Source organism: Streptomyces sp. NPDC054883 (assembly GCF_053610645.1).
The window spans coordinates 29,305-49,506 of record NZ_JBSGYT010000013.1 but is presented as its reverse complement, the minus strand read 5'-3'; the positions used below and the strand labels follow the sequence as shown (position 1 = coordinate 49,506).

Genomic DNA, 20,202 nt, shown 5'->3' with positions numbered 1-20,202 from the left:
CAATTTTTCCTTCCTCAGGCTGTGGGGGAGAAAATTCTTGGCCACTGGCTCAAGATCGCCTCCAAAGGGGTGCGGAGAACTCCCAAGTCAGCGGCCAAGTAAGGATCCCAGCCGCCTTGCGTCCATTACCTGTGGAAGATTAGATTGAGCGTATGAAACTGGCCCCCACAGCTCCGGAAGCGAGCGCGAGACGGCACGACCGCGAGATCTTCGCCCTCGCCCTGCCGGCCTTCGGCGCGCTCGTCGCCGAACCGCTCTTCGTGATGGCTGACAGCGCCATCGTCGGGCACCTCGGCACCCCTCAGCTGGCCGGCCTGGGCGTCGCAGCCGCCCTGCTCACCACTTCGGTGAGTGTCTTCGTCTTCCTCGCCTACGCCACCACCGCAGCCGTCGCCCGCCGGGTCGGCGCGGGTGACCTCCAGGCCGCCATCCGCCAGGGAATGGACGGAATCTGGCTGGCGCTGCTGCTCGGTGCTGCCGTGGTTGCCGTCGTCCTGCCCACCGCGCCGTGGCTGATATCCCTCTTCGGAGCCTCCGACACCGTCGCCCCTTTCGCGGTCACCTATCTGAGGATCTCCGCCCTGGGCATTCCGGCCATGCTCATGGTGCTGGCCGCCACCGGTGTCATCCGGGGTCTCCAGGACACGCGCACTCCGCTCTATGTCGCCATCGGCGGCTTCGCCCTCAACGGGGCCCTGAACGTGGCGCTGGTCTATGGCGCCGGTCTCGGCATCGCCGGGTCCGCGTGGGGAACTGTCGTCGCCCAATGCGCGATGGCCGCCGTCTACCTTGCCGTGGTCGTCCGCGGCGCACGTCGGCACGGCGCCACGCTGTGGCCCGATACGGCAGGCATCCGGGCCTGTGCCCAGGCCGGCGCGCCGCTCCTGGTCCGCACGCTGTCCCTGCGCGCCATTCTGATGATCGCGACGGCCGTAGCCGCCCGGTTGGGCGACGCGGACATCGCCGCCCACCAGATCCTGCTTTCGCTGTGGACCCTGCTCGCCTTCGCGCTGGACGCGATCGCGATCGCCGGACAAGCCATCATCGGCCGCTATCTGGGGGCGGGGGACACCGAAGGAGCCAAGGCCCTGTGCCGGCGAATGGTGCGGTGGGGGATCGTCGGCGGCCTCGTGCTGGGTCTGCTCGTCGTCCTGGCACGGCCCGTCTTCGTACCGCTCTTCACCAGCGATCCAGTGGTAGAGGACACGCTGCTACCCGCCCTGCTGGTACTCGCCGTTTCCCAACCGGTCTGCGGCATCGTTTTCGTGCTCGACGGAGTCCTGATGGGTGCGGGCGACGGCCGCTACCTCGCCTGGGCCATGCTTGTGACTCTCGCCGTGTTCGCCCCGGCGGCGCTGCTCCTGCCCAGCCTGGGAGAGGGCCTGACCGCCCTCTGGGGGGCCATGACCCTGATGATGGTGGTCCGTATGGCAACCCTCCAGCTGCGCGCCCGCTCGGGCCGGTGGCTGGTGGCCGGTGCGACCCGCTGACGCGGCCGGAGTCTCGTTTCACGTGAAACCTCGCACCGTTTCACGTGAAACAGCATGTTTCACGTGAAACAGCCGACCACGGACACCAGCCGGTGCCGAGCAACGACGAAGGGCCGCACCCCGTTGGGGTGCGGCCCTTCATGCGCAGCACTTAGGCGGCGACGACCTCGACGCCCACGTTCGCCAGGACATCGGCGTGCAGACGCACGGAGACCTGGTACGAACCGAGGGTCTTGATCGGCGAGCCGAGCTCAACGCGGCGCTTGTCGACCTTCGGGCCACCGGAAGCCTCGATCGCCGAAGCGATGTCGGACTGCGTGACGGAACCGAAGAGACGGCCGGCGTCACCCGAGCGGGTGGCCAGGCGCACCTTCACGCCTTCGAGCTTGGCCTTGATCTCATTGGCCTGCTCGATGGTCGCGATCTCGTGGATCTTGCGGGCGCGGCGGATCTGCGCCACGTCCTGCTCGCCACCCTTGGTCCAGCGGATCGCAAAGCGACGCGGGATCAGGTAGTTGCGGGCGTACCCGTCCTTGACGTCGACGACGTCGCCAGCGGCACCGAGGCCATTGACCTCGTGGGTCAGGATGATCTTCATTAGTCGGTCACCCTTTCCTTATCGCGCGGTGGACGTGTAGGGCAGCAGCGCCATCTCACGGCTGTTCTTCACGGCCGTGGCGACGTCACGCTGGTGCTGCGTGCAGTTGCCGGTAACGCGGCGGGCACGGATCTTGCCACGGTCGGAAATGAACTTCCGCAGCATGTTCGTGTCCTTGTAGTCCACGTACGCGGTCTTGTCCTTGCAGAACGCGCAGACCTTCTTCTTAGGCTTGCGCACAGGCGGCTTCGCCATTGTGTCTCTCCTGTGTGATCAAGAAGTGGGGATGCGAGCTGCCCTAGAAGGGCGGCTCGTCCGAGTAGCCACCGCCGGAGCCGCCGGAGCCGCCGGAGCTTCCGCCCCAGCCACCCCCGCCGCCGCCCTGCTGCTGGCCACCGGCCGGCGCGCTGGACGCCCACGGGTCGTCGGAGGGAGCTCCGCCGCCCTGGGGCGCGCCACCACTGGGGGCTCCGCCCCAGTTGCCGCCGCCGGCCTGCGGCTGACCGCCGCCGTACCCACCCTGGCCACCGCGACCCGTGGTCTTGGCGACCTTGGCCGTGGCGTTCTTCAAGCTGGGGCCGACTTCCTCGACGTCCAGCTCGTAGACCGTGCGCTTGACACCCTCACGGTCCTCGTACGACCGCTGCCTCAGCCGGCCCTGCACGATGACGCGCATGCCTCGCTGGAGGGACTCGGCGACGTTCTCCGCCGCCTGCCGCCACACCGAGCAGGTCAGGAACAGGCTCTCGCCGTCCTTCCACTCATTGGTCTGACGGTCGAAGGTGCGGGGGGTGGACGCGACACGGAACTTCGCGACCGCCGCACCCGAGGGGGTGAAGCGCAGCTCGGGGTCGTCGACGAGATTGCCGACGACCGTGATGACGGTCTCGCCTGCCATGGATGAACCTCTCGGCGGGGATTGCTGCTGGGCTGCTGTGCTACTCGGTCCCGATTACCGCTGAACCGAAGTTCAGTGGGTCTCGGGGCGAAGGACCTTGGTCCGGAGAACCGACTCGTTCAGGTTCATCTGTCGGTCAAGCTCCTTGACGACCGCAGGCTCGGCCTGAAGGTCGATGACCGAGTAGATGCCCTCGGGCTTCTTCTTGATCTCGTAAGCGAGACGACGACGGCCCCAGGTGTCGACCTTCTCGACCTTTCCGTTGCCCTCACGGACGACGGAGAGGAAGTTCTCGATCAGCGGGGAGACAGCGCGCTCCTCGAGATCGGGGTCGAGGATGACCATCACTTCGTAGTGACGCATGTGGAACCCACCTCCTTTGGACTCAGCGGCCACGGTCGTTCCGTGGCAGGAGGGTCGTGATGCGTGCGCACGGCGTCCGCAGAGCAGACACCGCGCAGACCGTACAGACTACCTGCTCGACTCCTTCCGGTTGAAATCCGGCAGGAGAAGGCCACACTCTGTATCCAACGGGTGTGCACGGTGCTATGCCCCCGGCTCCCCGGAGGCGGCCCGTGACACCGCTCTGCGGCAGCCAGGAGGTGCCTTCCGATGGCACAGGCAATGCGACCTCAGTCCTCCATCTCGCTCTTCGCGACCGACGGCAAGCCCCACCCGCTCCAGGACACCCTGATGGCGGTCACGCTGGTCCTCGGCACCGTGGCGTTCGTCACGGGGTTCTTCGACAACCTGCACCTGCTCAGCTCGTGGACGGGGCTGATCGGGATCCTGACCGGCGCGTACGGACAGTTCATCTCGGAGACGACGCGCGAGCGCTTCGCACTGATCATCGGGCTTGGCGCCTCGGGCGTGGGCTTCTACCTCGGCATGGCGCACGGCGGCCTCTTCGGCGGCTGGGCCGGCTGACCGGGGTACCTCCGCGAGGGGGGCTCCGGCCGCCAACGGCCCGGGCCCGGCCCGTCCCCCATAAGGGTGGCGCCCCCGTCGCAGTAGGCTTCGCGCCATAGCCAGCGAAGCCGCCGGAGGAGCACCCCGCATGAGCCTGTCCCTGAGGACCATCAGCCGAGAGCAGCATCTGGGTTACCTCCAGAGCCTGCCCTCGGCTAGCCACTGCCAGGTCCCGGCGTGGGCCGACGTCAAGAACGAGTGGCGTTCGGAGAACCTCGGTTGGTTCGACGCGTCCGGCGAACTCGTCGGTGCCGCGCTCGTGTTGTACCGCCAGCTGCCCAAGGTGAAGCGGTACCTGGCGTACCTGCCCGAAGGCCCTGTCATCAACTGGTTCGCCCCGAACCTGGAGGAGTGGCTCCAGCCGATGCTGGCCCACCTCAAGCAGCAGGGCGCCTTCACGGTGAAGATGGGTCCGCCCGTCGTCATCCGCCGCTGGAACGCGGCCGCCATCAAGGCCGGTATCCAGGACCCCGACGTCAAGCGCCTGCGGGACGTGGAGGCCTCGGTCATCGAGCCCCGGGCCTTCGAGGTGTCCGACAAGCTGCGCCGGATGGGCTGGCAGCAGGCCGAGGACGGCGGCGCCGGCTTCGGAGACGTCCAGCCGCGCTACGTCTTCCAGGTCCCGCTGGCCAACCGCTCGCTGGACGACGTCCTCAAGGGCTTCAACCAGCTGTGGCGCCGCAACATCAAGAAGGCCGAGAAGGCCGGTGTCGAGGTGGTCCAGGGCGGCTACGACGACCTGCCGACCTGGCAGCACCTGTACGAGATCACGGCCGAGCGCGACAAGTTCCGCCCGCGCCCGCTCAGTTACTTCCAGCGCCAGTGGACGGCCCTCAACTCCGAGGATCCGAACCGCATGCGGCTGTACATCGCCACGCATGAAGGCGAGCCGCTGGCCGCCGCCACGATGCTCACGGTCGGCCAGCACGTCTGGTACTCCTACGGTGCCTCCGCCAACCACAAGCGGGAGGTCCGCCCCTCGAACGCGATGCAGTGGCGCATGCTGCGCGACTCGTACGCGCTCGGTGCCAGCGTCTACGACCTGCGCGGAATCAGTGACACCCTGGACGAGAACGATCACCTGTTCGGTCTGATCCAGTTCAAGGTCGGCACCGGCGGCGAGGCGGTCGAGTACGTGGGCGAGTGGGACTTCCCGCTGAACAAGGTGCTGCACAAGGCGCTCGACATCTACATGTCGCGCCGCTGACGGCATTCCGCCCCATCTATATACACAGCACCGCCGCACCCAGCGGCTTATCGGAGAGGTTCCGGACGGGCATGGCGCTCACGCTCTACGTCGACACCGCGCGCTGGCGTGCGCACCAGAAGCAGATCGCGGACCAGTTCCCCGGGTTGATCCCGGTCTGCAAGGGCAACGGCTACGGCTTCGGCCACGAGCGGCTGTGCGAGGAGGCGACCCGGATGGGCGCCGACATCCTGGCCGTCGGCACGACGTACGAGGCCGCGAGCATCAAGGACTGGTTCGGCGGTGACCTGCTCGTCCTCACCCCGTTCCGGCGGGGCGAGGAGCCGGTCCCGCTGCCGGACCGGGTCATCAGGTCGGTGTCCTCGGTGGACGGGGTCCGCGGTCTGGTCGGCGCCCGCGTCGTCATCGAGTGCATGAGCTCGATGCGCCGCCACGGTGTCTCGGAGCAGGACCTGGGCCAGCTCCAGTCGGCGATCGAGGACGTACGCCTGGAGGGCTTCGCCCTGCACCTGCCGCTTGACCGCCCGGACGGCTCCGACGCCGTCGAGGAGGTCATCGGCTGGATGGACCGGCTGCGCGCGGCGCGGCTTCCGCTGCACACCATGTTCGTCAGCCACCTGCGGGCCGAGGAGCTGGCCCGGCTCCAGCAGCAGTTCCCGCAGACCCGGTTCAGGGCCCGCATCGGCACCCGGCTGTGGCTGGGCGACCACGAGGCGACCCAGTACCGCGGTGCCGTCCTGGACGTCACGCGCGTGGCCAAGGGGGACCGGTTCGGTTACCGCCAGCAGAAGGCCGCCTCCGACGGCTGGCTCGTCGTGGTCGCCGGCGGTACCTCGCACGGGGTGGGTCTGGAGGCCCCCAAGGCCCTGCACGGGGTCATGCCACGCGCCAAGGGCGTCGCACGGGCCGGCCTGGCGACCGTGAACCGGAACCTGTCGCCGTTCGTCTGGGCCGGCAAGCAGCGCTGGTTCGCGGAGCCCCCGCACATGCAGGTGTCGATCCTGTTCGTGCCCTCCGACGCGACGGAGCCGAAGGTCGGTGACGAGTTGGTGGCGCACCTGCGCCACACCACCACCCAGTTCGACCGGGTGGTCGACGCCTGAGTCGGCTCAGTGCCGGGGGCCGAGGCCCCACTCCACTCGTTGTGCCTCCGGGGGCGTCGCGTCATGCGGCGCCCTCACGGCGTTGGACAGCGTGAAGACGTCAGGCGCCCCGTCCAGGACCCCGCCGGACGGGTCGTCGGAGCCGTCGCGCCGTACGACGTCACGCTCGGGCAGCAGGACGTCCCGAACGACCACCGCGCACAGGTAGAGGGTGGCCAGCAGGTGCAGGGCGATCGCCAGCTGGTATCCCTCGACCGGCAGGCCCTGGTGCTTTTCGCCACTGGTCGTGTAGGCGAGGTAGAACCAGATCCCGAGGAAGTACAGGACCTCACCGGCCTGCCAGATCAGGAAGTCCCGCCAGCGCGGCCGGGCGAGCGCGGCGAGGGGGACGAGCCACAGCACGTACTGCGGCGAATACACCTTGTTGGCCAGGATGAAGGCCGCGACGACCAGGAAGGCCAGCTGCGCGAAGCGCGGCCTGCGGGGTGCCTTGAGGGTGAGCAGACCGATGCCGGCACACAGCAGCAGCGTCAGGCAGGTGGCGTAGGTGTTCGCGCCGGTCAGAGGGTTCCCCGACCGCTGGGAGATCAGCAACCACACCGAACCGAAGTCGATGGGCCGTTCCTGGCTGAAGGTGTAGAACTTCTTCCAGCCGTCCCAGGCGAAGACCATGACGGGCAGGTTCACCACGAGCCACGCACCGGCCGCGCCCGCCGCGGCGGCACCGAACGCCCGCCACTTACCGGCCCTCAGACAGAGGACGAAGAGCACCCCGAGCAGCAGGACCGGATAGAGCTTGGCCGCGGTGGCCAGCCCGACGAAGACGCCGAAGAGCACCGTGCGTCCGCGGGACCACATCAGCATCGCGACGGCGGTCAGGGCGAGGGCCAGCAGGTCCCAGTTGATCGTCGCGGTGAGCGCGAAGGCGGGGGCGAGGGCCAGCAGCAGGGCGTCCCACGGCCGCCGGCGGTGGGTGCGGGCGACGCACACGGCGATGACGGCGGCACAGACCATCAGCATTCCCGCGTTGACCATCCAGTACATCTGCTCGCGGTGCTGCATCGAGCCGCTGCCGGGGGTCATCCAGGAGGCGATCTGCATGAAGAGCCCGGTGAGCACCGGGTATTCCAGATACTCCATGTCGCCCGGGAGCCGGTCCCAGTAGGGGGTGAGGCCGTCGGCGAAGCCGCGCACCACGTACAGGTGCGGGATGTCGGAGTAGCAGGCGTGGGTGTACTGGGAGCCGGCCCCCCGGAACCACGCCCAGTCGTAGCACGGCACCTTCTGGACCATGCCGAGCGCGAACATGCCGAGTGCGACGAGGACCACGACGCGGACAGGGCTCAGCCAGTGGCCGCCCAGCCGAGCACGGCGGCCGAACGGGCCGCCGATGAGCTCGCTGCCGGCGGCGGCGACCTCGTCCTGCTGGGTCGGCAGAACGGGCCGGTCCTCGTGCACCTTGGTCATGGGCTCATCCTGCCGTACCGCGCCGGGCACGCACGAGGGCCGCCGCACAGGTGCGACGGCCCTCGTCGAGCGGGGCGGGGAGGGAATCAGCCTCCGGTGCCGAGACTGGTGCCCCAGCTGGTGCCGCCCGGGCGGCCCGGTTTGCCGCTGGCCGGGGGCGACGGCGACCCGGAGGTACCGCCCGCCGGTCCGCCGTCGACGCCGGTGCTGGTGCCCGTATCGGTGCCCCCGCTGGTGTCCGGCGGGCACAGCTTCCACGGCTTGCAGGTCGGCTTGCCGCTCTGCGAGGGAGAGGGGGACCCCGACGTGGAGGGGCTCGCCGAGGGCGATGCCTGGGACGCGGAGGGAGAGGGCGAGGGCGCCGGCGGAGTGGGAGTGGGGGCTCCCGGGGCGTCCGCTACGACGCCGATGTCCTCGGCCTCCGGGAAGTCCTTCACCGGCTTGCCCTTGAGCGCGTCCTTCATGTACTCGGTCCAGATGGCGGCCGGAATGTCACCACCGTGGATCGAGTCGATGTTGCCCACGCCGTTCATGGACTGCAGTCCTTGGTCCGGCTTGCTCGGGTCGCTGCGGAACAGGGTGACCGCGGTGGACAGCTCCGGGGTGTAGCCGACGAACCAGGCCGACTTGTTCTTGTCGGTCGTACCGGTCTTGCCGGCCACCGGCCGCCCCAGCTTCTTCGCCTTGTTACCCGTGCCCTCGGGGCTCTCGACGACGTTCCTGAGCACCTTGGTGATGTTGTCCGCGATCGAGTCGTCCATGGCGCGCTGCGCCTTGGGGGCCTCGAACCCCGGCAGGTCCGTGCCGTTCTTCTCGACCTTGGTGACCGAGAAGGGCTCGTGATGGGTCCCCGACGCCGCGAAGGTGGCGTAGGAGTCAGCCATCCGGATGGCGCTGGGGGTGGAGGTACCGAGGGCGAACGAGGCGTTGTCGTTCGGGTCCATGGAATCCTTGAGAATGCCGGTCGACGCCGCCACCTCCCGGACCTTGGTGTGCCCGACGTCGAAGACGAGCTGGGCGAAGGGCACGTTGATGGACTTCTCCATCGCCTCGTTCAGCGTCACGTAGCCGTAGGCGCGGTCGCTCTCGTTCTTCTGCTTGAACGGCGCGCCGCCCGCGCCGAGCAGCGGCTTGCCGTCCCGGTCGTTGATCACCGTCATGTCGTTGGCCATGTACTTGCTGGCCGCCGAGATGCCCTCGCCCTTCGACTTCTTGGTGCCGTACTCCATCGCCGCCGCCAGCACGTACGGCTTCCAGGTCGAGCCGACCGGCACGCCGCTGGTGTTGGCGTTGTTGTTGAAGTACTTCTTGTCCATGCCCGGGCCGCCGTACAGGGCCACGATCGCGCCGGTGTTCACGTCCACGGAAGCGGCGCCGAACTGGACGAAGGTGTCGGTCAGGGGCCGGGCCTTCTCGTCGATGAACCCGTTGCGGGTGTCCTCGACGGATTTCGCCAGGGCGTCCACCTTCGGCTTCTCGAAGGTGGTGTGGATCTGGTAGCCACCGCGGGCCAAGTCGTCGGCACTGATGTGCAAGGTCTTCGCGACGTACTGCTTGGCCGTCTCGACCAGGTAGCCGGTCTGCCCGGAAAGGCTGCGGACCTGCTCGGCTTCGATGCGCTCGGGGAACTGCGTGTACTTGGCCCGCTCGGTCGGGTCCATCCGGCCCACCGCGACCTCACGGTCCAGCACCCACGCCCAGCGCTGACGGGCCCGCTTCTCGTTGAGCTCCGGCGTGGCCGCCGAGCCGATGCCGCCGTCCGGGTTGTAGAGGTTGGGCCCCTTGAGCATCGAGGCCAGGAACGCGCTCTCCGAGGGGTCCAGCTTCTCGCTGTCCTTGCCGAAGTACGCGCGCGCCGCGGCCTGGATGCCGTAGGCGTCCCGGCCGTAGTACGCGGTATTGAGGTAGCCCGCGAGGACGGTGTCCTTCTCCTCCGAGACTCCGAGCTTTATGGCGATGAAGAGCTCGGTCACCTTCCGCTTGAGCGTCTGGTCGGAGTCGAGGTAGGTGTTCTTGACGTACTGCTGGGTGATGGTCGACCCGCCCTGGGTGGAGCCGCCCTTGGCCATGTTCACCACGGCGCGGGCGATGCCCATCGGGTCGACGCCCTTGTCCGTCTCGAAGCTCTCGTTCTCAGCCGCGATCACGGCGTTGCGCATCGAGAGGGGGATCTTGTCGATGGGCACGATCTGGCGGTTCATCGAACCGCCGGTGGCCACCATCTGGGTGCCGTCCGCCCAGTAGAAGACGTTGTTCTGCGCCTTCGCCGCCTTGTTCGCGTCAGGAGTGTTGACCATGGCGATACCGATGCCGGCGCCGGCGATGATCACTGCGAAGAAGCCGAAGACGGTGCCGGACACCAGCTTCCACGACGGCATGAAGCGCTGCCAGCCGTCCTTGTCCGAGCGCGGGTAGTTGACGAGCCGCTTGTCCGGCCGTCCCTGGCCTCCCGCGCGCCCACGGACCGCAGACCCTCTCTGGGTGGCTCTGCGCGCGTCTGCCCTGCTGCCCTGGGAGGGCTGGGGGCCCGCGTGCGGGCCGCTGCGTGAGGCCATGGGGACGTCACGTCCGGCCGCGGCGCCGCGGCCCGGGCGCTGCTGGGCAGCACGGCGGGGCGCGGCGCGCCCGCCGCCTTGGGGCTGCTGCGGCGGTTTGCGGCGGTGCTCGCTCATCGAACGACTACTCCTCGGGCAGGCGAGTGGCCTGGAAGCGGCGGTTACATTCCGGTTCCCCCGGTGTCATGCGGCAAAGAGTACGCAGGGTCAAAACCCAATGAGTGCCGAAGTTCACCCCAAATCAGGCAACTTGCATCGTACGAATTGGTGATGTGATGCCGGTCACCACCTCACCCCTTGTCGCCACGGGCCGCCCGCTCTATCGTCTGGATGTATCGAGTCGATACATCAGCTCGACATAAACTCGGAGCCAGCAGAGAGGCAGGCGGATGAGCAGGCGCTCAGGCATCCTCGAGTTCGCCGTCCTCGGCCTGCTCCGCGAGTCCCCCATGCACGGTTACGAGCTTCGCAAGCGGCTCAACACCTCCCTGGGGGTCTTCAGGGCGTTCAGTTACGGGACGCTCTACCCGTGCCTCAAGACGCTGGTCGCCAACGGCTGGTTGATCGAAGAGCCGGGCAACGCCCCGGAAGACGCTCTCGCCGCCTCACTCGCGGGGCGCCGCGCCAAGATCGTCTACCGGTTGACGGCCGCGGGTAAGGATCACTTCGAGGAGCTCCTCTCCCACACCGGCCCCGATACCTGGGAAGACGAGTCCTTCGCCGCCCGGTTCGCCTTCTTCGGTCAGACCGAGCGAGAAGTGCGCATGCGAGTGCTGGAGGGCCGCCGCAGCCGCCTGGAAGAGCGTCTGGAGAAGATGCGCGCCTCGCTCGCGCGCACTCGGGAGCGGCTCGACGACTACACCCTTGAGCTGCAGCGGCACGGAATGGAATCCGTGGAGCGCGAAGTGCGCTGGCTGAACGAGCTCATCGAGAGCGAGCGGGCGGGACGGGATCAGAGAAGACCCGGTCCGTCCGACGAAACGACAAAGTGAGGCCTGCACCTCGCAGGCCTCGTCCGAGAACAAACAGGGAGCAACCGGAATGGGTTCGGTTCGCGTAGCCATCGTCGGCGTGGGCAACTGCGCCGCCTCGCTGGTGCAGGGCGTCGAGTACTACAAGGACGCCGACCCGGCGGCCAAGGTCCCCGGTCTGATGCACGTCCAGTTCGGCGACTACCACGTGGGTGACGTCGAGTTCGTCGCCGCGTTCGACGTCGACGCGAAGAAGGTCGGCCTCGACCTCTCGGACGCCATCGGCGCCAGCGAGAACAACACCATCAAGATCTGTGACGTCCCGAACGCGGGCGTCACCGTGCAGCGCGGCCACACCCTGGACGGCCTGGGCAAGTACTACCGCATGACCATTGAGGAGTCCGCCGAGGCTCCGGTCGACGTGGTCCAGATCCTCAAGGACCGACAGGTCGACGTTCTGGTCTGCTACCTGCCCGTCGGCTCCGAGGAGGCGGCGAAGTTCTACGCCCAGTGCGCCATCGACGCCAAGGTCGCCTTCGTCAACGCCCTCCCGGTCTTCATCGCCGGCACCAAGGAGTGGGCGGACAAGTTCACCGAGGCCGGTGTCCCGATCATCGGTGACGACATCAAGTCCCAGGTCGGCGCAACCATCACACACCGTGTGATGGCCAAGCTGTTCGAGGACCGCGGTGTCCGTCTTGAGCGCACCATGCAGCTCAACGTCGGCGGCAACATGGACTTCAAGAACATGCTCGAGCGCGACCGCCTCGAGTCGAAGAAGATCTCCAAGACGCAGGCCGTCACCTCGCAGATCCCCGACCGTGACCTCGGCGAGAAGAACGTCCACATCGGCCCCTCCGACTACGTCGCGTGGCTCGACGACCGCAAGTGGGCCTACGTCCGCCTCGAGGGCCGTGCCTTCGGCGATGTCCCGCTCAACCTCGAGTACAAGCTCGAGGTGTGGGACTCCCCGAACTCGGCCGGTGTCATCATCGACGCCCTGCGCGCCGCCAAGATCGCGAAGGACCGCGGCATCGGTGGTCCGATCCTGTCGGCGTCGAGCTACTTCATGAAGTCCCCGCCGGTCCAGTACTTCGACGACGAGGCCTACGCCAACGTCGAGAAGTTCATCAAGGGCGAGGTCGAGCGCTAAACAGCTCCGGCTCGACGCGCTCCACAAGGAAACACGCGAAGGTCAAGGCCGTTCGGACACCTGGACTTCGACTGTTCTTCCGCCGAGGGTCCCCGGGCAAATGTGCCCGGGGACCCTCGGCGTATGTGACCCTTGCCCTCATGCCTGTCGTACGTGATCTGCGCGTACTCCTGCGCCTGAGGGATTTCCGCAACCTGCTGACCGTACGGCTGCTATCCCAGGCCGCCGACGGCGTCTACCAGGTCGCGCTCGCCACGTACGTGGTGTTCTCTCCGGAGAAGCAGACCTCGCCCGTGGCCATCGCCTCCGCGATGGCGGTGCTGCTCCTGCCCTACTCGGTGATCGGCCCGTTCGCCGGAGTGCTGCTCGACCGCTGGCGCCGCAGGCAGGTCTTCCTCTACGGCAACCTCCTGCGTGCCTTTCTCGCCTGCGTCACCGGCCTGCTGATCGTCAGCCACGTCCCCGACTGGCTGTTCTACGCATCGGCCCTGTCCGTGACCGCCGTCAACCGCTTCGTCCTCGCCGGGCTGGCCGCGTCATTGCCCCGCGTCGTCGGATCCGGCCAGTTGGTGACCGCGAACGCACTCTCGCCCACCGCCGGAACCCTGGCGGCGACCGCGGGTGGGGGACTGGCCTTCCTGATCCGACTCCTGGCCTCGAACTCCGACGCACTGGTCGTACTCTTCGGCGCCGCGCTGTACCTGTGCGCCGCGCTCGTCTCGCTGCGCCTGGCCGTCGGCCTGCTCGGGCCCGACCATCCCCCCGGCCGGCCCCATCCCTCGCCCGCCGAGGGAGTGGCTCTCACCGTGCGAGGTATGGCCGAAGGCCTACGGCACCTGGCGGGCCGCCGGGAAGCGGCACAGGCGCTCACTGCGATGACCTTGATGCGGTTCTGCTACGGGGCTCTGCTCGTGACGCTGCTCATGCTCTGCCGCTATTCCTGGTCGGACGACGAGGCCGCCGGCCTGGCGCTGCTGGGCGTCGCCATCGGCGTCTCGGGCGCGGGCTTCTTCGCGGCCGCCGTCGTCACGCCGTGGATGGTGGGCCGGCTGGGCACCCGCGGCTGGATGACCTTCTGTGCCGGTGGTGCGGCGGTCCTGGTCCCGGCACTCGGTCTGTTCTTCGCGCCAGGTCCGATGCTCGTTGCCGCCTTCGCCCTGGGCGTCGCGACGCAGGGTGCCAAGATCTCCACCGACACCGTCGTGCAGTTCCAGGTGGACGACGAGTTCCGCGGCCGGGTCTTCTCCGTCTACGACGTGCTGTTCAATGCCGCGTTCGTCGCAGCGGCGGCGGTGGCCGCGCTGATGCTCCCGGCAGACGGCCGGTCCGTTGTGCTGGTGACGAGCGTGGCCGTCCTCTACGCCGCCACCGCGGCGCTCCTCCAGGGGCAGGGCCGCCGTTCCACCGGGAAGAGCACCCAGAGGTAGCCGACCGGGGCAACGGGCCCCCGGTGTTTCGCGTGAAACCACGGATGTTTCACGTGAAACACCGTCTCGGTTTCACGTGAAACACCGTCGGCCGTCACCGGTCTCAGGCCTGAGAGGCCCACCACTCCTTCAGCGCCGCCACCGCCGCGTCATGGCCCATCGGCCCGTTCTCCAGCCGCAGCTCCAGCAGGAACGCGTACGCCTTGCCGATGACCGGACCGGGGCCGACGCCCAGCACCTGCTGGATCTCGTTGCCGTTCAGGTCGGGCCGGATCGCGTCCAGCTCCTCCTGCTCCTGGAGCTGCGCGATCCGCTCCTCAAGGCCGTCGTACGTCCGGGAGAGCGCACTGGCCTTGCGCTTGTTGCGCGTGGTGCAGTCCGACCTGGTCAGTTTGTGCAGCCGCTCCAGCAGCGGACCCGCGTCGCGGACGTAGCGGCGCACGGCCGAGTCGGTCCACTCGCCGTCGCCGTAGCCGTGGAAGCGCAGGTGCAGCTCCACCAGCCGGGACACGTCCTTGACCATGTCGTTCGAGTACTTCAGAGCGGTCATGCGCTTCTTGGTCATCTTGGCGCCCACCACCTCGTGGTGGTGGAAGGAGACGCGGCCGTCGCTCTCGAACCTGCGGGTGCGGGGCTTGCCGATGTCGTGGAACAGGGCAGCGAGGCGCAGCACGAGGTCCGGGCCGTCCTCCTCCAGGTCGATCGCCTGCTCCAGCACGGTCAGCGAGTGCTCGTAGACGTCCTTGTGCCGGTGGTGCTCGTCGCTCTCCAGCCGCAGAGCAGGAAGCTCGGGCAGCACCCGGTCAGCCAGACCGGTGTCCACGAGCAGCCCGAGGCCCTTGCGGGGGTGCGCGGACAGCAGGAGCTTGTTCAGCTCGCCCTGTACCCGCTCCGCCGAGACGATCTCGATCCGCTCCGACATCTCCTTCATCGCCGCCACGACCTCGGGGGCGACCTCGAAGTCCAGCTGTGCGGCGAACCGGGCCGCGCGAAGCATACGCAGCGGATCGTCGGAGAAGGAGTCCTCGGGGGTGCCGGGGGTGCGCAGGACGCCTTCCCGGAGGTCTTCAAGGCCGCCGTGCGGGTCCACGAACTCCTTCTCGGGCAGCGCGACGGCCATCGCGTTCACCGTGAAGTCGCGGCGGACCAGATCCTCCTCGATCGAGTCGCCGTAGGAAACCTCCGGCTTGCGCGAGGTGCGGTCGTACGACTCCGAGCGGTACGTGGTCACCTCGATCTGGAAGTTCCGGTCGCCGTCCGCGACGCGGGCCACCTTCTGCGCGCCCACGGTGCCGAAGGCGATACCGACGTCCCACACCGTGTCGGCCCAGGGCCGCATGATCCTCAGCACGTCCTCAGGGCGGGCGTCGGTGGTGAAATCGAGATCATTGCCGAGACGCCCGAGCAGCGCATCGCGTACGGAGCCTCCCACCAGGGCGAGACGGAAGCCCGCCTCCTGGAAGCGGCGGCCGAGCTCGTCGGCGACAGGAGCGACGCGCAGCAGTTCGCTGACCGCTTGGCGCTGCACCTGACTCAGGGCACTGGGGGTGTCTTCATTGGCGTTCGGCACAACAGAAAAGGGTACGTGGCCCGCCCGCCGGGGGCCGCCTCGTTTTGCGGCCACCCTGCCACGGAGCGCCCACGGGCCGCAGCCGATCATGTGGAGCAAGGCGCGGCACTCGCGCACAGCGGGCCTCGTTACCATTCGTGGACGCACAACCGACGACCACTGACACTTCGAGGGACGGGCGAGCGCGTGGCCGAGGCGGCAGACATCCTGGGGGCAGCCGCCCCTGCCCGGCGCCGCTGGCTGCGGCGGGCGGTCGTCATGCTGGCCGGCACGCCGGTCCTCGCGGCCCTGGTCTACGCCCCCGCGCCGCCGGCGCAGGCCGCCGACTCCGCCGTCGACGTCCAGCTGCTCGAGGTGTCCCCCAATGCTCCTGTGAAGAGCGACACCCTCACCATCTCCGGCAGCGTGGTCAACAACAGCCGCGAGGCGATCAAGGGCGCGCACGTGGGACTGCGCGTCGGTCCCGTCCTGGGTGACCGGGCGTCCATCGACGAGGTGGCGGACCGCACCGGCTTCCGGGCCGGCGTGGACCCGGGGGAGATCGATCCGGCATACGCGGTGAAGATCGACTCCTTGCCTTCGAGGGCCAGCCAGTCGTTCACCATCAACGTTCCGGTCGGCAAGCTGGACCTGGGCAGAGACGGCGTCTACCAGCTGGGTGTGTCGCTGTCCGGCGAGACCGACAGCCGCCCGTACGAGCAGGTGCTCGGCATCCGCCGGACGTTCCTGCCGTGGCAGCCCGAAGCCGCGCCGAAGCGCTCCTCCCTCACCTACGCGTGGCCGCTGATCTCCACGACCAGGGTCACGGCGGAAACCGGCTCGGACGAGTCGCAGACGCCCGTTTTCCTCGATGACTCCCTGGCCAAGGAGCTGGCGCCGGGAGGGCGTCTTGAGCGGATGGTCTCCCTCGGCAAGGACCTGCCGATCACCTGGGTCATCGATCCGGACCTGCTCTACACGGTCGACGCCATGGCCAAGGGTTACCGGATCCGCAACCCCGACCCCGACGGAAAACCCCTGCCGGGCAAGAGCAAGGCCGTCGCCGAACAGTGGCTGAGTGCCCTGGAAACGGCGGTCCAGGGCAAGAAGGTCGTCGCGTTGCCCTACGCCGACCCCGATCTGGCTTCCCTCGCCCACCACGGCAAGGACGTCTCGGGCACCCTCGGCCAGCTGCGGCCCGCCACCGACAAGGCCAAGCAAGCCGTCGAGACGGTGTTGCACGTCACGCCGTCCACCGACTTCTCCTGGCCGGTGAACGGCGCCATCGACCCCTCGATCGTCAACGTCGCCACCTCTGCGGGCGCCCACAACGTCCTCACCCGCAGCGACAGTCTCCAGGAGACCGGCGCACTCGGCTACACCCCGACGGCTGCCCGCCCCATCGGCGCGGGCGCCACCGCGATCGTCGCCGACGCCGAGCTGTCGACGGCCTTCGAAGGCGACATGGTCAATGCCAAGGACTCCACGCTCGCCGTGCAGAGGTTCCTGGCCCACAGTCTCGCCCTCAACCTGCAGGGCGGTGACGAGCAGCGCAGCTTCGTCGTCACCCCGCAGCGGACGCCGTCCTCCAGCCAGGCCGAGTCGATGGCCTCCGCCCTGCGCGGCCTCCAGGGCGGCCGCTGGACCCAGCCCTCCGACCTCGAAGCCGCGGCCTCCGCCAAGCCGGACCCCGGCGCCGCCACCCAGGTCCCGGGTGCCGGCCAGTACCCGGAGGCCCTGAGCCGCCAGGAACTGCCGGTGTCGGCGTTCGAGGAGATCCGGACCACCCAGGACACCCTCGACCACTTCAAGGTGATCCTCGCTGCGCCCGAACGCGTCGAGATCCCCTTCGGAAACACCACCAACCGGGAGATGTCCACTTCGTGGCGCGGCCGGCCCGAGGAGGCCGCCGTCTACCGGGACCAGGTGCAGGACTACCTGATCGGACTCACCGAGAAGGTCAAGGTCGTCCCCAAGTCCGACGCCACCTTGTCCGGGCACAGCGCGATCATCCCGGTCAGCGTTCAGAACAGCCTCGTGCAGGACGTCCACAACCTGGTCCTGCGGGTGAAGTCCGCCAATCCGACCCGGCTGATGTTCGGCGACAGTGGAGTGGCCGAGCAGGAAGTGACGGTCCAGGCCGATCACAGCCAGACCTTGAAGTTCACCGCGAACGCCACCGCGAGCGGGCCCGTCGAGGTCACCGCGCAACTGTTCACGAAGAACGGCGCCCCCTACGGGAAGCAGCAGAAGTTCACCGTGGAGGCCACCGAGGTCACTCCCACCGTCATGCTCGTCATTGCGGGCGGAGTTCTCCTCCTCGTCCTCGCAGGCATCAAGATGTACGCGAGCCGCAAGCGCGTGGCGGCCCGCGCGGCCGCCGAGGAGAGCACGCAGCCGAGTGACGAGTCCCCGGACACCGGACCGCAAAGCACAAGCGGGTCCGGCACGGGTGAGACAGTGGACCGTTAAAGCGATGCCGTGGCCGGTCGGCCTGGGGACGATGAGGTGGGGTTTCGATGAACGCGCCGTACGACGGTGACCGCGCGCAGGGCACTGGTGGGCCGGGGCCCTCCCAGGGCACCGCGCCGGGTGCCCCCGTGCCCGGGCAGGCCTCCGCGCCCGCACCCGCGCCGGATCACGACCCGTATGTCCAGGATGCCTACGACTACGACCCGTACCGGTCGCAGGACCTGTCGGCACAGGATCCGGTGGCGGAGGTCCTGTACGACCGGGCCTCGCACCCCCCGCCGCCCCCGGGCACCTACCGCGAGCCCGGCCCGCTGTACGCGGCTCCCCAGCCGCCCTCGTACGGCGGTCCGGACGCGCGCGTCTGGGCCCAGACCCCGCCGCCCGAGCCCGACGGCCCTTCCCGCCACCTGCCCTATGGCGACCGCCCCACGACGACGGAGTTCGTCGGTGTGGACTCCCTGGTGACCAAGGCCGCGGACGAGCAGCCGGAACCGGACGCCTTCGCGCACCTGTACCGGGACCAGGAGGCGGCCCCCCAGGCAACCGCCGAGGAGCCCCCGGTCGCCGTCCCGGCGCCGGCCAAGCCCGCCGGGAAGGCCTCCGGTCTGCTGAAGTCCAGCGCCCTGATGGCTGCCGGCACGATCGTGTCCCGCATCACCGGCTTCCTGCGCACGCTCGTGATCGGCACGGCGATCGGTGTCACCACCCTCAACGACAGCTACCAGGTCGCCAACACCCTGCCCACGATGATCTACGTGCTGGTCGGCGGCGGCGCGCTCAACGCCGTCTTCATCCCGCAGCTGGTCCGCGCGATGAAGAACGACGATGACGGCGGCGAGGCATACGCCAACCGCCTCCTGACCCTCGTCGTGGTGCTGCTCGGCGCGGTCACCACCGTGTGTGTGCTCGCGGCGCCGCTGTTCATCGGCATGATGTCGCAGAAGATCGCCGACGACCCGCACCGGATGGAGGTCGCGGTCGCCTTCGCGCACTACTGCCTGCCCACCATGTTCTTCATGGGCGTGCACGTGGTGCTCGGTCAGATCCTCAACGCTCGCGGCCGGTTCGGCGCGATGATGTGGACCCCCGTCCTCAACAACATCGTCGTCATCGCCACGTTCGGCGCGTTCATCTGGGCGTTCGGCGGCTTCACCAGCACCGGTGTCGACGAAGCCGGCATCACCCCCGAGGGCGTGCGGCTGCTCGGCCTGGGCACCCTGCTCGGCCTCGCCGTCCAGTCCCTGGCGATGCTCCCCTACCTGCGTGACGCCGGTTTCAAGCCGCGCCTGCGCTTCGACTGGAAGGGCCACGGGCTCGGCAAGGCCGCCGGCCTCGCCAAGTGGACGTTCTTCTTCGTCCTGGCCAACCAGCTCGGCCTCATCGTGGTCACCCAGCTCGCGACCTGGGCGGGCGACGTCGCCCACGCCCAGGGCCACGACGGCACCGGCATCGCCGCGTACAACTACGCGCTGCTCCTGTGGCAGATGCCGCAGGCCATCATCACCGTCTCGGTGATGACCGCGGTCCTGCCCCGCATCTCGCGCTCGGCCCATGACGGGGACGTCGCCGCCGTCCGCGACGACATCTCCTACGGCCTGCGCACCTCCGCGGTCGCGATCGTCCCTTGCGCCTTCGCGTTCCTCGCACTGGGCGTCCCGATGTCCACCCTGCTCTACGCCGGTTCCGGCTCGGCGACGGCGCAGAACATCGGCTACATCCTCATGGCCTTCGGCCTCGGGCTCATCCCGTACTCCGTCCAGTACGTCGTCCTGCGCGGCTTCTACGCCTACGAGGACACCCGGACGCCCTTCTACAACACCGTCATCGTCGCCGCCGTCAACGCAGGCGTCTCGGCGCTCGCCTTCTTCGTGCTCCCCGAGCGCTGGGCCGTCGTCGGCATGGGCGCCGCCTACGGTCTCGGATACGCCGTCGGCGTGGGTGTCGCCTGGCGCCGTCTGCGCGCCCGCCTCGGTGGAGACCTCGACGGGGCCCACGTGATGCGCACCTACACCCGTCTCATCGGCGCTTGTGTCCCGGCCGCCGTCGTGGCGGGCGCGGCCGCGTACGGGGTCACCCAGTGGCTGGGCAGCGGCGCCGTCGGGTCGCTCGCCGCCCTCGTGGCCGGCTTCATCACCCTGGCCGCCGTTTTCCTCGCCGCGGCCAAGCGCATGCGCGTCGAAGAACTCAACGCGATGGTCGGGATGGTCCGCGGACGTCTGGGGCGCTGACGGGCAGACCCGCCGGCGGTCCAACCCTCCTTCGCGTGTCGTGCGGAGCGCCGGACTGTGGGCACAATTGGCATGGCTTCGCAGACTGGCCGACAGCGCGCAACGGATGGGGAGG

General features: G+C 68.7%; 16 protein-coding genes. 9 read left to right on the top strand and 7 right to left on the bottom strand.

Annotation, left to right across the window (positions count from 1 at the left end; all coding sequences use genetic code 11):
- The first annotated feature begins 152 nt into the window (after nt 1-152).
- Nucleotides 153-1,490 (top strand): MATE family efflux transporter, encoded by a 1,338-nt coding sequence (locus ACWGH1_RS12510; protein ID WP_453351846.1) that lies wholly within the window; start codon nt 153-155, stop codon nt 1,488-1,490.
- A gap of 151 nt (nt 1,491-1,641) precedes the next feature.
- Here the strand turns inward: ACWGH1_RS12510 and rplI are convergent, their stop codons facing one another.
- From rplI to rpsF, 4 genes are all read right to left on the bottom strand, one after another.
- Nucleotides 1,642-2,088, bottom strand: coding sequence for a 50S ribosomal protein L9 (gene rplI / locus ACWGH1_RS12505; RefSeq protein ID WP_361312876.1), 447 nt, complete (start codon nt 2,086-2,088; stop codon nt 1,642-1,644).
- Between the two features lie 18 nt (nt 2,089-2,106).
- Nucleotides 2,107-2,343, bottom strand: coding sequence for a 30S ribosomal protein S18 (gene rpsR / locus ACWGH1_RS12500; protein ID WP_005315025.1), 237 nt, complete (start codon nt 2,341-2,343; stop codon nt 2,107-2,109).
- 43 nt (nt 2,344-2,386) lie between these two features.
- Nucleotides 2,387-2,986, bottom strand: coding sequence for a single-stranded DNA-binding protein (locus ACWGH1_RS12495; RefSeq protein WP_190185561.1), 600 nt, complete (start codon nt 2,984-2,986; stop codon nt 2,387-2,389).
- A gap of 72 nt (nt 2,987-3,058) precedes the next feature.
- The gene (gene rpsF, locus ACWGH1_RS12490) at nt 3,059-3,349 is read right to left on the bottom strand and encodes a 30S ribosomal protein S6 (protein WP_004950685.1); all 291 of its coding nucleotides are present in this window, start codon (nt 3,347-3,349) and stop codon (nt 3,059-3,061) included.
- A 249-nt stretch (nt 3,350-3,598) separates the two neighbouring features.
- On the opposite strand from rpsF, the gene ACWGH1_RS12485 reads away from it, so the two are divergent.
- From ACWGH1_RS12485 to ACWGH1_RS12475, 3 genes are all read left to right on the top strand, one after another.
- Complete coding sequence (locus tag ACWGH1_RS12485; protein WP_453353733.1) at nt 3,599-3,913, top strand: hypothetical protein; 315 nt, start codon at nt 3,599-3,601, stop codon at nt 3,911-3,913.
- A 130-nt stretch (nt 3,914-4,043) separates the two neighbouring features.
- The gene (locus tag ACWGH1_RS12480) at nt 4,044-5,162 is read left to right on the top strand and encodes a lipid II:glycine glycyltransferase FemX (protein ID WP_190185563.1); all 1,119 of its coding nucleotides are present in this window, start codon (nt 4,044-4,046) and stop codon (nt 5,160-5,162) included.
- A gap of 71 nt (nt 5,163-5,233) precedes the next feature.
- Nucleotides 5,234-6,265, top strand: a complete 1,032-nt coding sequence (locus ACWGH1_RS12475) for an alanine racemase (RefSeq protein ID WP_329196691.1) — start codon at nt 5,234-5,236, stop codon at nt 6,263-6,265.
- A 6-nt stretch (nt 6,266-6,271) separates the two neighbouring features.
- Here the strand turns inward: ACWGH1_RS12475 and ACWGH1_RS12470 are convergent, their stop codons facing one another.
- Entirely contained in the window at nt 6,272-7,732 is a 1,461-nt protein-coding gene (locus tag ACWGH1_RS12470) for a glycosyltransferase family 87 protein (protein ID WP_453353734.1), read from the bottom strand.
- Nucleotides 7,733-7,818: 86 nt separating this feature from the next.
- A complete protein-coding gene (locus ACWGH1_RS12465; protein ID WP_453353735.1) occupies nt 7,819-10,404 on the bottom strand; it encodes a transglycosylase domain-containing protein in 2,586 nt (861 codons plus the stop codon).
- Between the two features lie 272 nt (nt 10,405-10,676).
- Between ACWGH1_RS12465 and ACWGH1_RS12460 the strand changes: the two genes are divergently transcribed.
- The 3 genes from ACWGH1_RS12460 to ACWGH1_RS12450 all read left to right on the top strand — a co-directional run bounded on the left by ACWGH1_RS12460 (nt 10,677) and on the right by ACWGH1_RS12450 (nt 13,838).
- Nucleotides 10,677-11,279 carry a helix-turn-helix transcriptional regulator gene (locus ACWGH1_RS12460; protein ID WP_453353736.1) on the top strand — a complete coding sequence of 201 codons (603 nt, stop codon included), beginning with the start codon at nt 10,677-10,679 and terminating at the stop codon, nt 11,277-11,279.
- 49 nt (nt 11,280-11,328) lie between these two features.
- Nucleotides 11,329-12,411 carry an inositol-3-phosphate synthase gene (locus ACWGH1_RS12455; RefSeq protein WP_453353737.1) on the top strand — a complete coding sequence of 361 codons (1,083 nt, stop codon included), beginning with the start codon at nt 11,329-11,331 and terminating at the stop codon, nt 12,409-12,411.
- Nucleotides 12,412-12,551: 140 nt separating this feature from the next.
- Nucleotides 12,552-13,838, top strand: coding sequence for an MFS transporter (locus ACWGH1_RS12450; protein WP_453353135.1), 1,287 nt, complete (start codon nt 12,552-12,554; stop codon nt 13,836-13,838).
- 103 nt (nt 13,839-13,941) lie between these two features.
- Here ACWGH1_RS12450 and ACWGH1_RS12445 read toward each other — a convergent pair whose 3' ends face one another.
- Nucleotides 13,942-15,408, bottom strand: coding sequence for a CCA tRNA nucleotidyltransferase (locus ACWGH1_RS12445; protein ID WP_453353134.1), 1,467 nt, complete (start codon nt 15,406-15,408; stop codon nt 13,942-13,944).
- A 186-nt stretch (nt 15,409-15,594) separates the two neighbouring features.
- Between ACWGH1_RS12445 and ACWGH1_RS12440 the strand changes: the two genes are divergently transcribed.
- On the top strand, nt 15,595-17,859 hold the full coding sequence (locus tag ACWGH1_RS12440) for a DUF6049 family protein (protein WP_453353133.1): 2,265 nt from the start codon (nt 15,595-15,597) through the stop codon (nt 17,857-17,859).
- A 47-nt stretch (nt 17,860-17,906) separates the two neighbouring features.
- Nucleotides 17,907-20,087 (top strand): murein biosynthesis integral membrane protein MurJ, encoded by a 2,181-nt coding sequence (murJ, locus tag ACWGH1_RS12435; RefSeq protein ID WP_453353132.1) that lies wholly within the window; start codon nt 17,907-17,909, stop codon nt 20,085-20,087.
- Nucleotides 20,088-20,202 lie beyond the last annotated feature (115 nt).

Excerpts from the sequence above, each read along its gene's own strand:
- ACWGH1_RS12450 (WP_453353135.1), top strand. The coding sequence starts at position 12,552 with ATGCCTGTCGTACGTGATCTGCGCGTACTCCTGCGCCTGAGGGATTTC.
- ACWGH1_RS12470 (WP_453353734.1), bottom strand. The coding sequence starts at position 7,732 with ATGACCAAGGTGCACGAGGACCGGCCCGTTCTGCCGACCCAGCAGGAC.
- ACWGH1_RS12460 (WP_453353736.1), top strand. The coding sequence starts at position 10,677 with ATGAGCAGGCGCTCAGGCATCCTCGAGTTCGCCGTCCTCGGCCTGCTC.
- ACWGH1_RS12510 (WP_453351846.1), top strand. The coding sequence starts at position 153 with ATGAAACTGGCCCCCACAGCTCCGGAAGCGAGCGCGAGACGGCACGAC.
- rplI (WP_361312876.1), bottom strand. The coding sequence starts at position 2,088 with ATGAAGATCATCCTGACCCACGAGGTCAATGGCCTCGGTGCCGCTGGC.
- ACWGH1_RS12455 (WP_453353737.1), top strand. The coding sequence starts at position 11,329 with ATGGGTTCGGTTCGCGTAGCCATCGTCGGCGTGGGCAACTGCGCCGCC.
- rpsR (WP_005315025.1), bottom strand. The coding sequence starts at position 2,343 with ATGGCGAAGCCGCCTGTGCGCAAGCCTAAGAAGAAGGTCTGCGCGTTC.
- ACWGH1_RS12495 (WP_190185561.1), bottom strand. The coding sequence starts at position 2,986 with ATGGCAGGCGAGACCGTCATCACGGTCGTCGGCAATCTCGTCGACGAC.
- rpsF (WP_004950685.1), bottom strand. The coding sequence starts at position 3,349 with ATGCGTCACTACGAAGTGATGGTCATCCTCGACCCCGATCTCGAGGAG.
- ACWGH1_RS12485 (WP_453353733.1), top strand. The coding sequence starts at position 3,599 with ATGGCACAGGCAATGCGACCTCAGTCCTCCATCTCGCTCTTCGCGACC.
- ACWGH1_RS12480 (WP_190185563.1), top strand. The coding sequence starts at position 4,044 with ATGAGCCTGTCCCTGAGGACCATCAGCCGAGAGCAGCATCTGGGTTAC.
- ACWGH1_RS12465 (WP_453353735.1), bottom strand. The coding sequence starts at position 10,404 with ATGAGCGAGCACCGCCGCAAACCGCCGCAGCAGCCCCAAGGCGGCGGG.
- ACWGH1_RS12475 (WP_329196691.1), top strand. The coding sequence starts at position 5,234 with ATGGCGCTCACGCTCTACGTCGACACCGCGCGCTGGCGTGCGCACCAG.
- murJ (WP_453353132.1), top strand. The coding sequence starts at position 17,907 with ATGAACGCGCCGTACGACGGTGACCGCGCGCAGGGCACTGGTGGGCCG.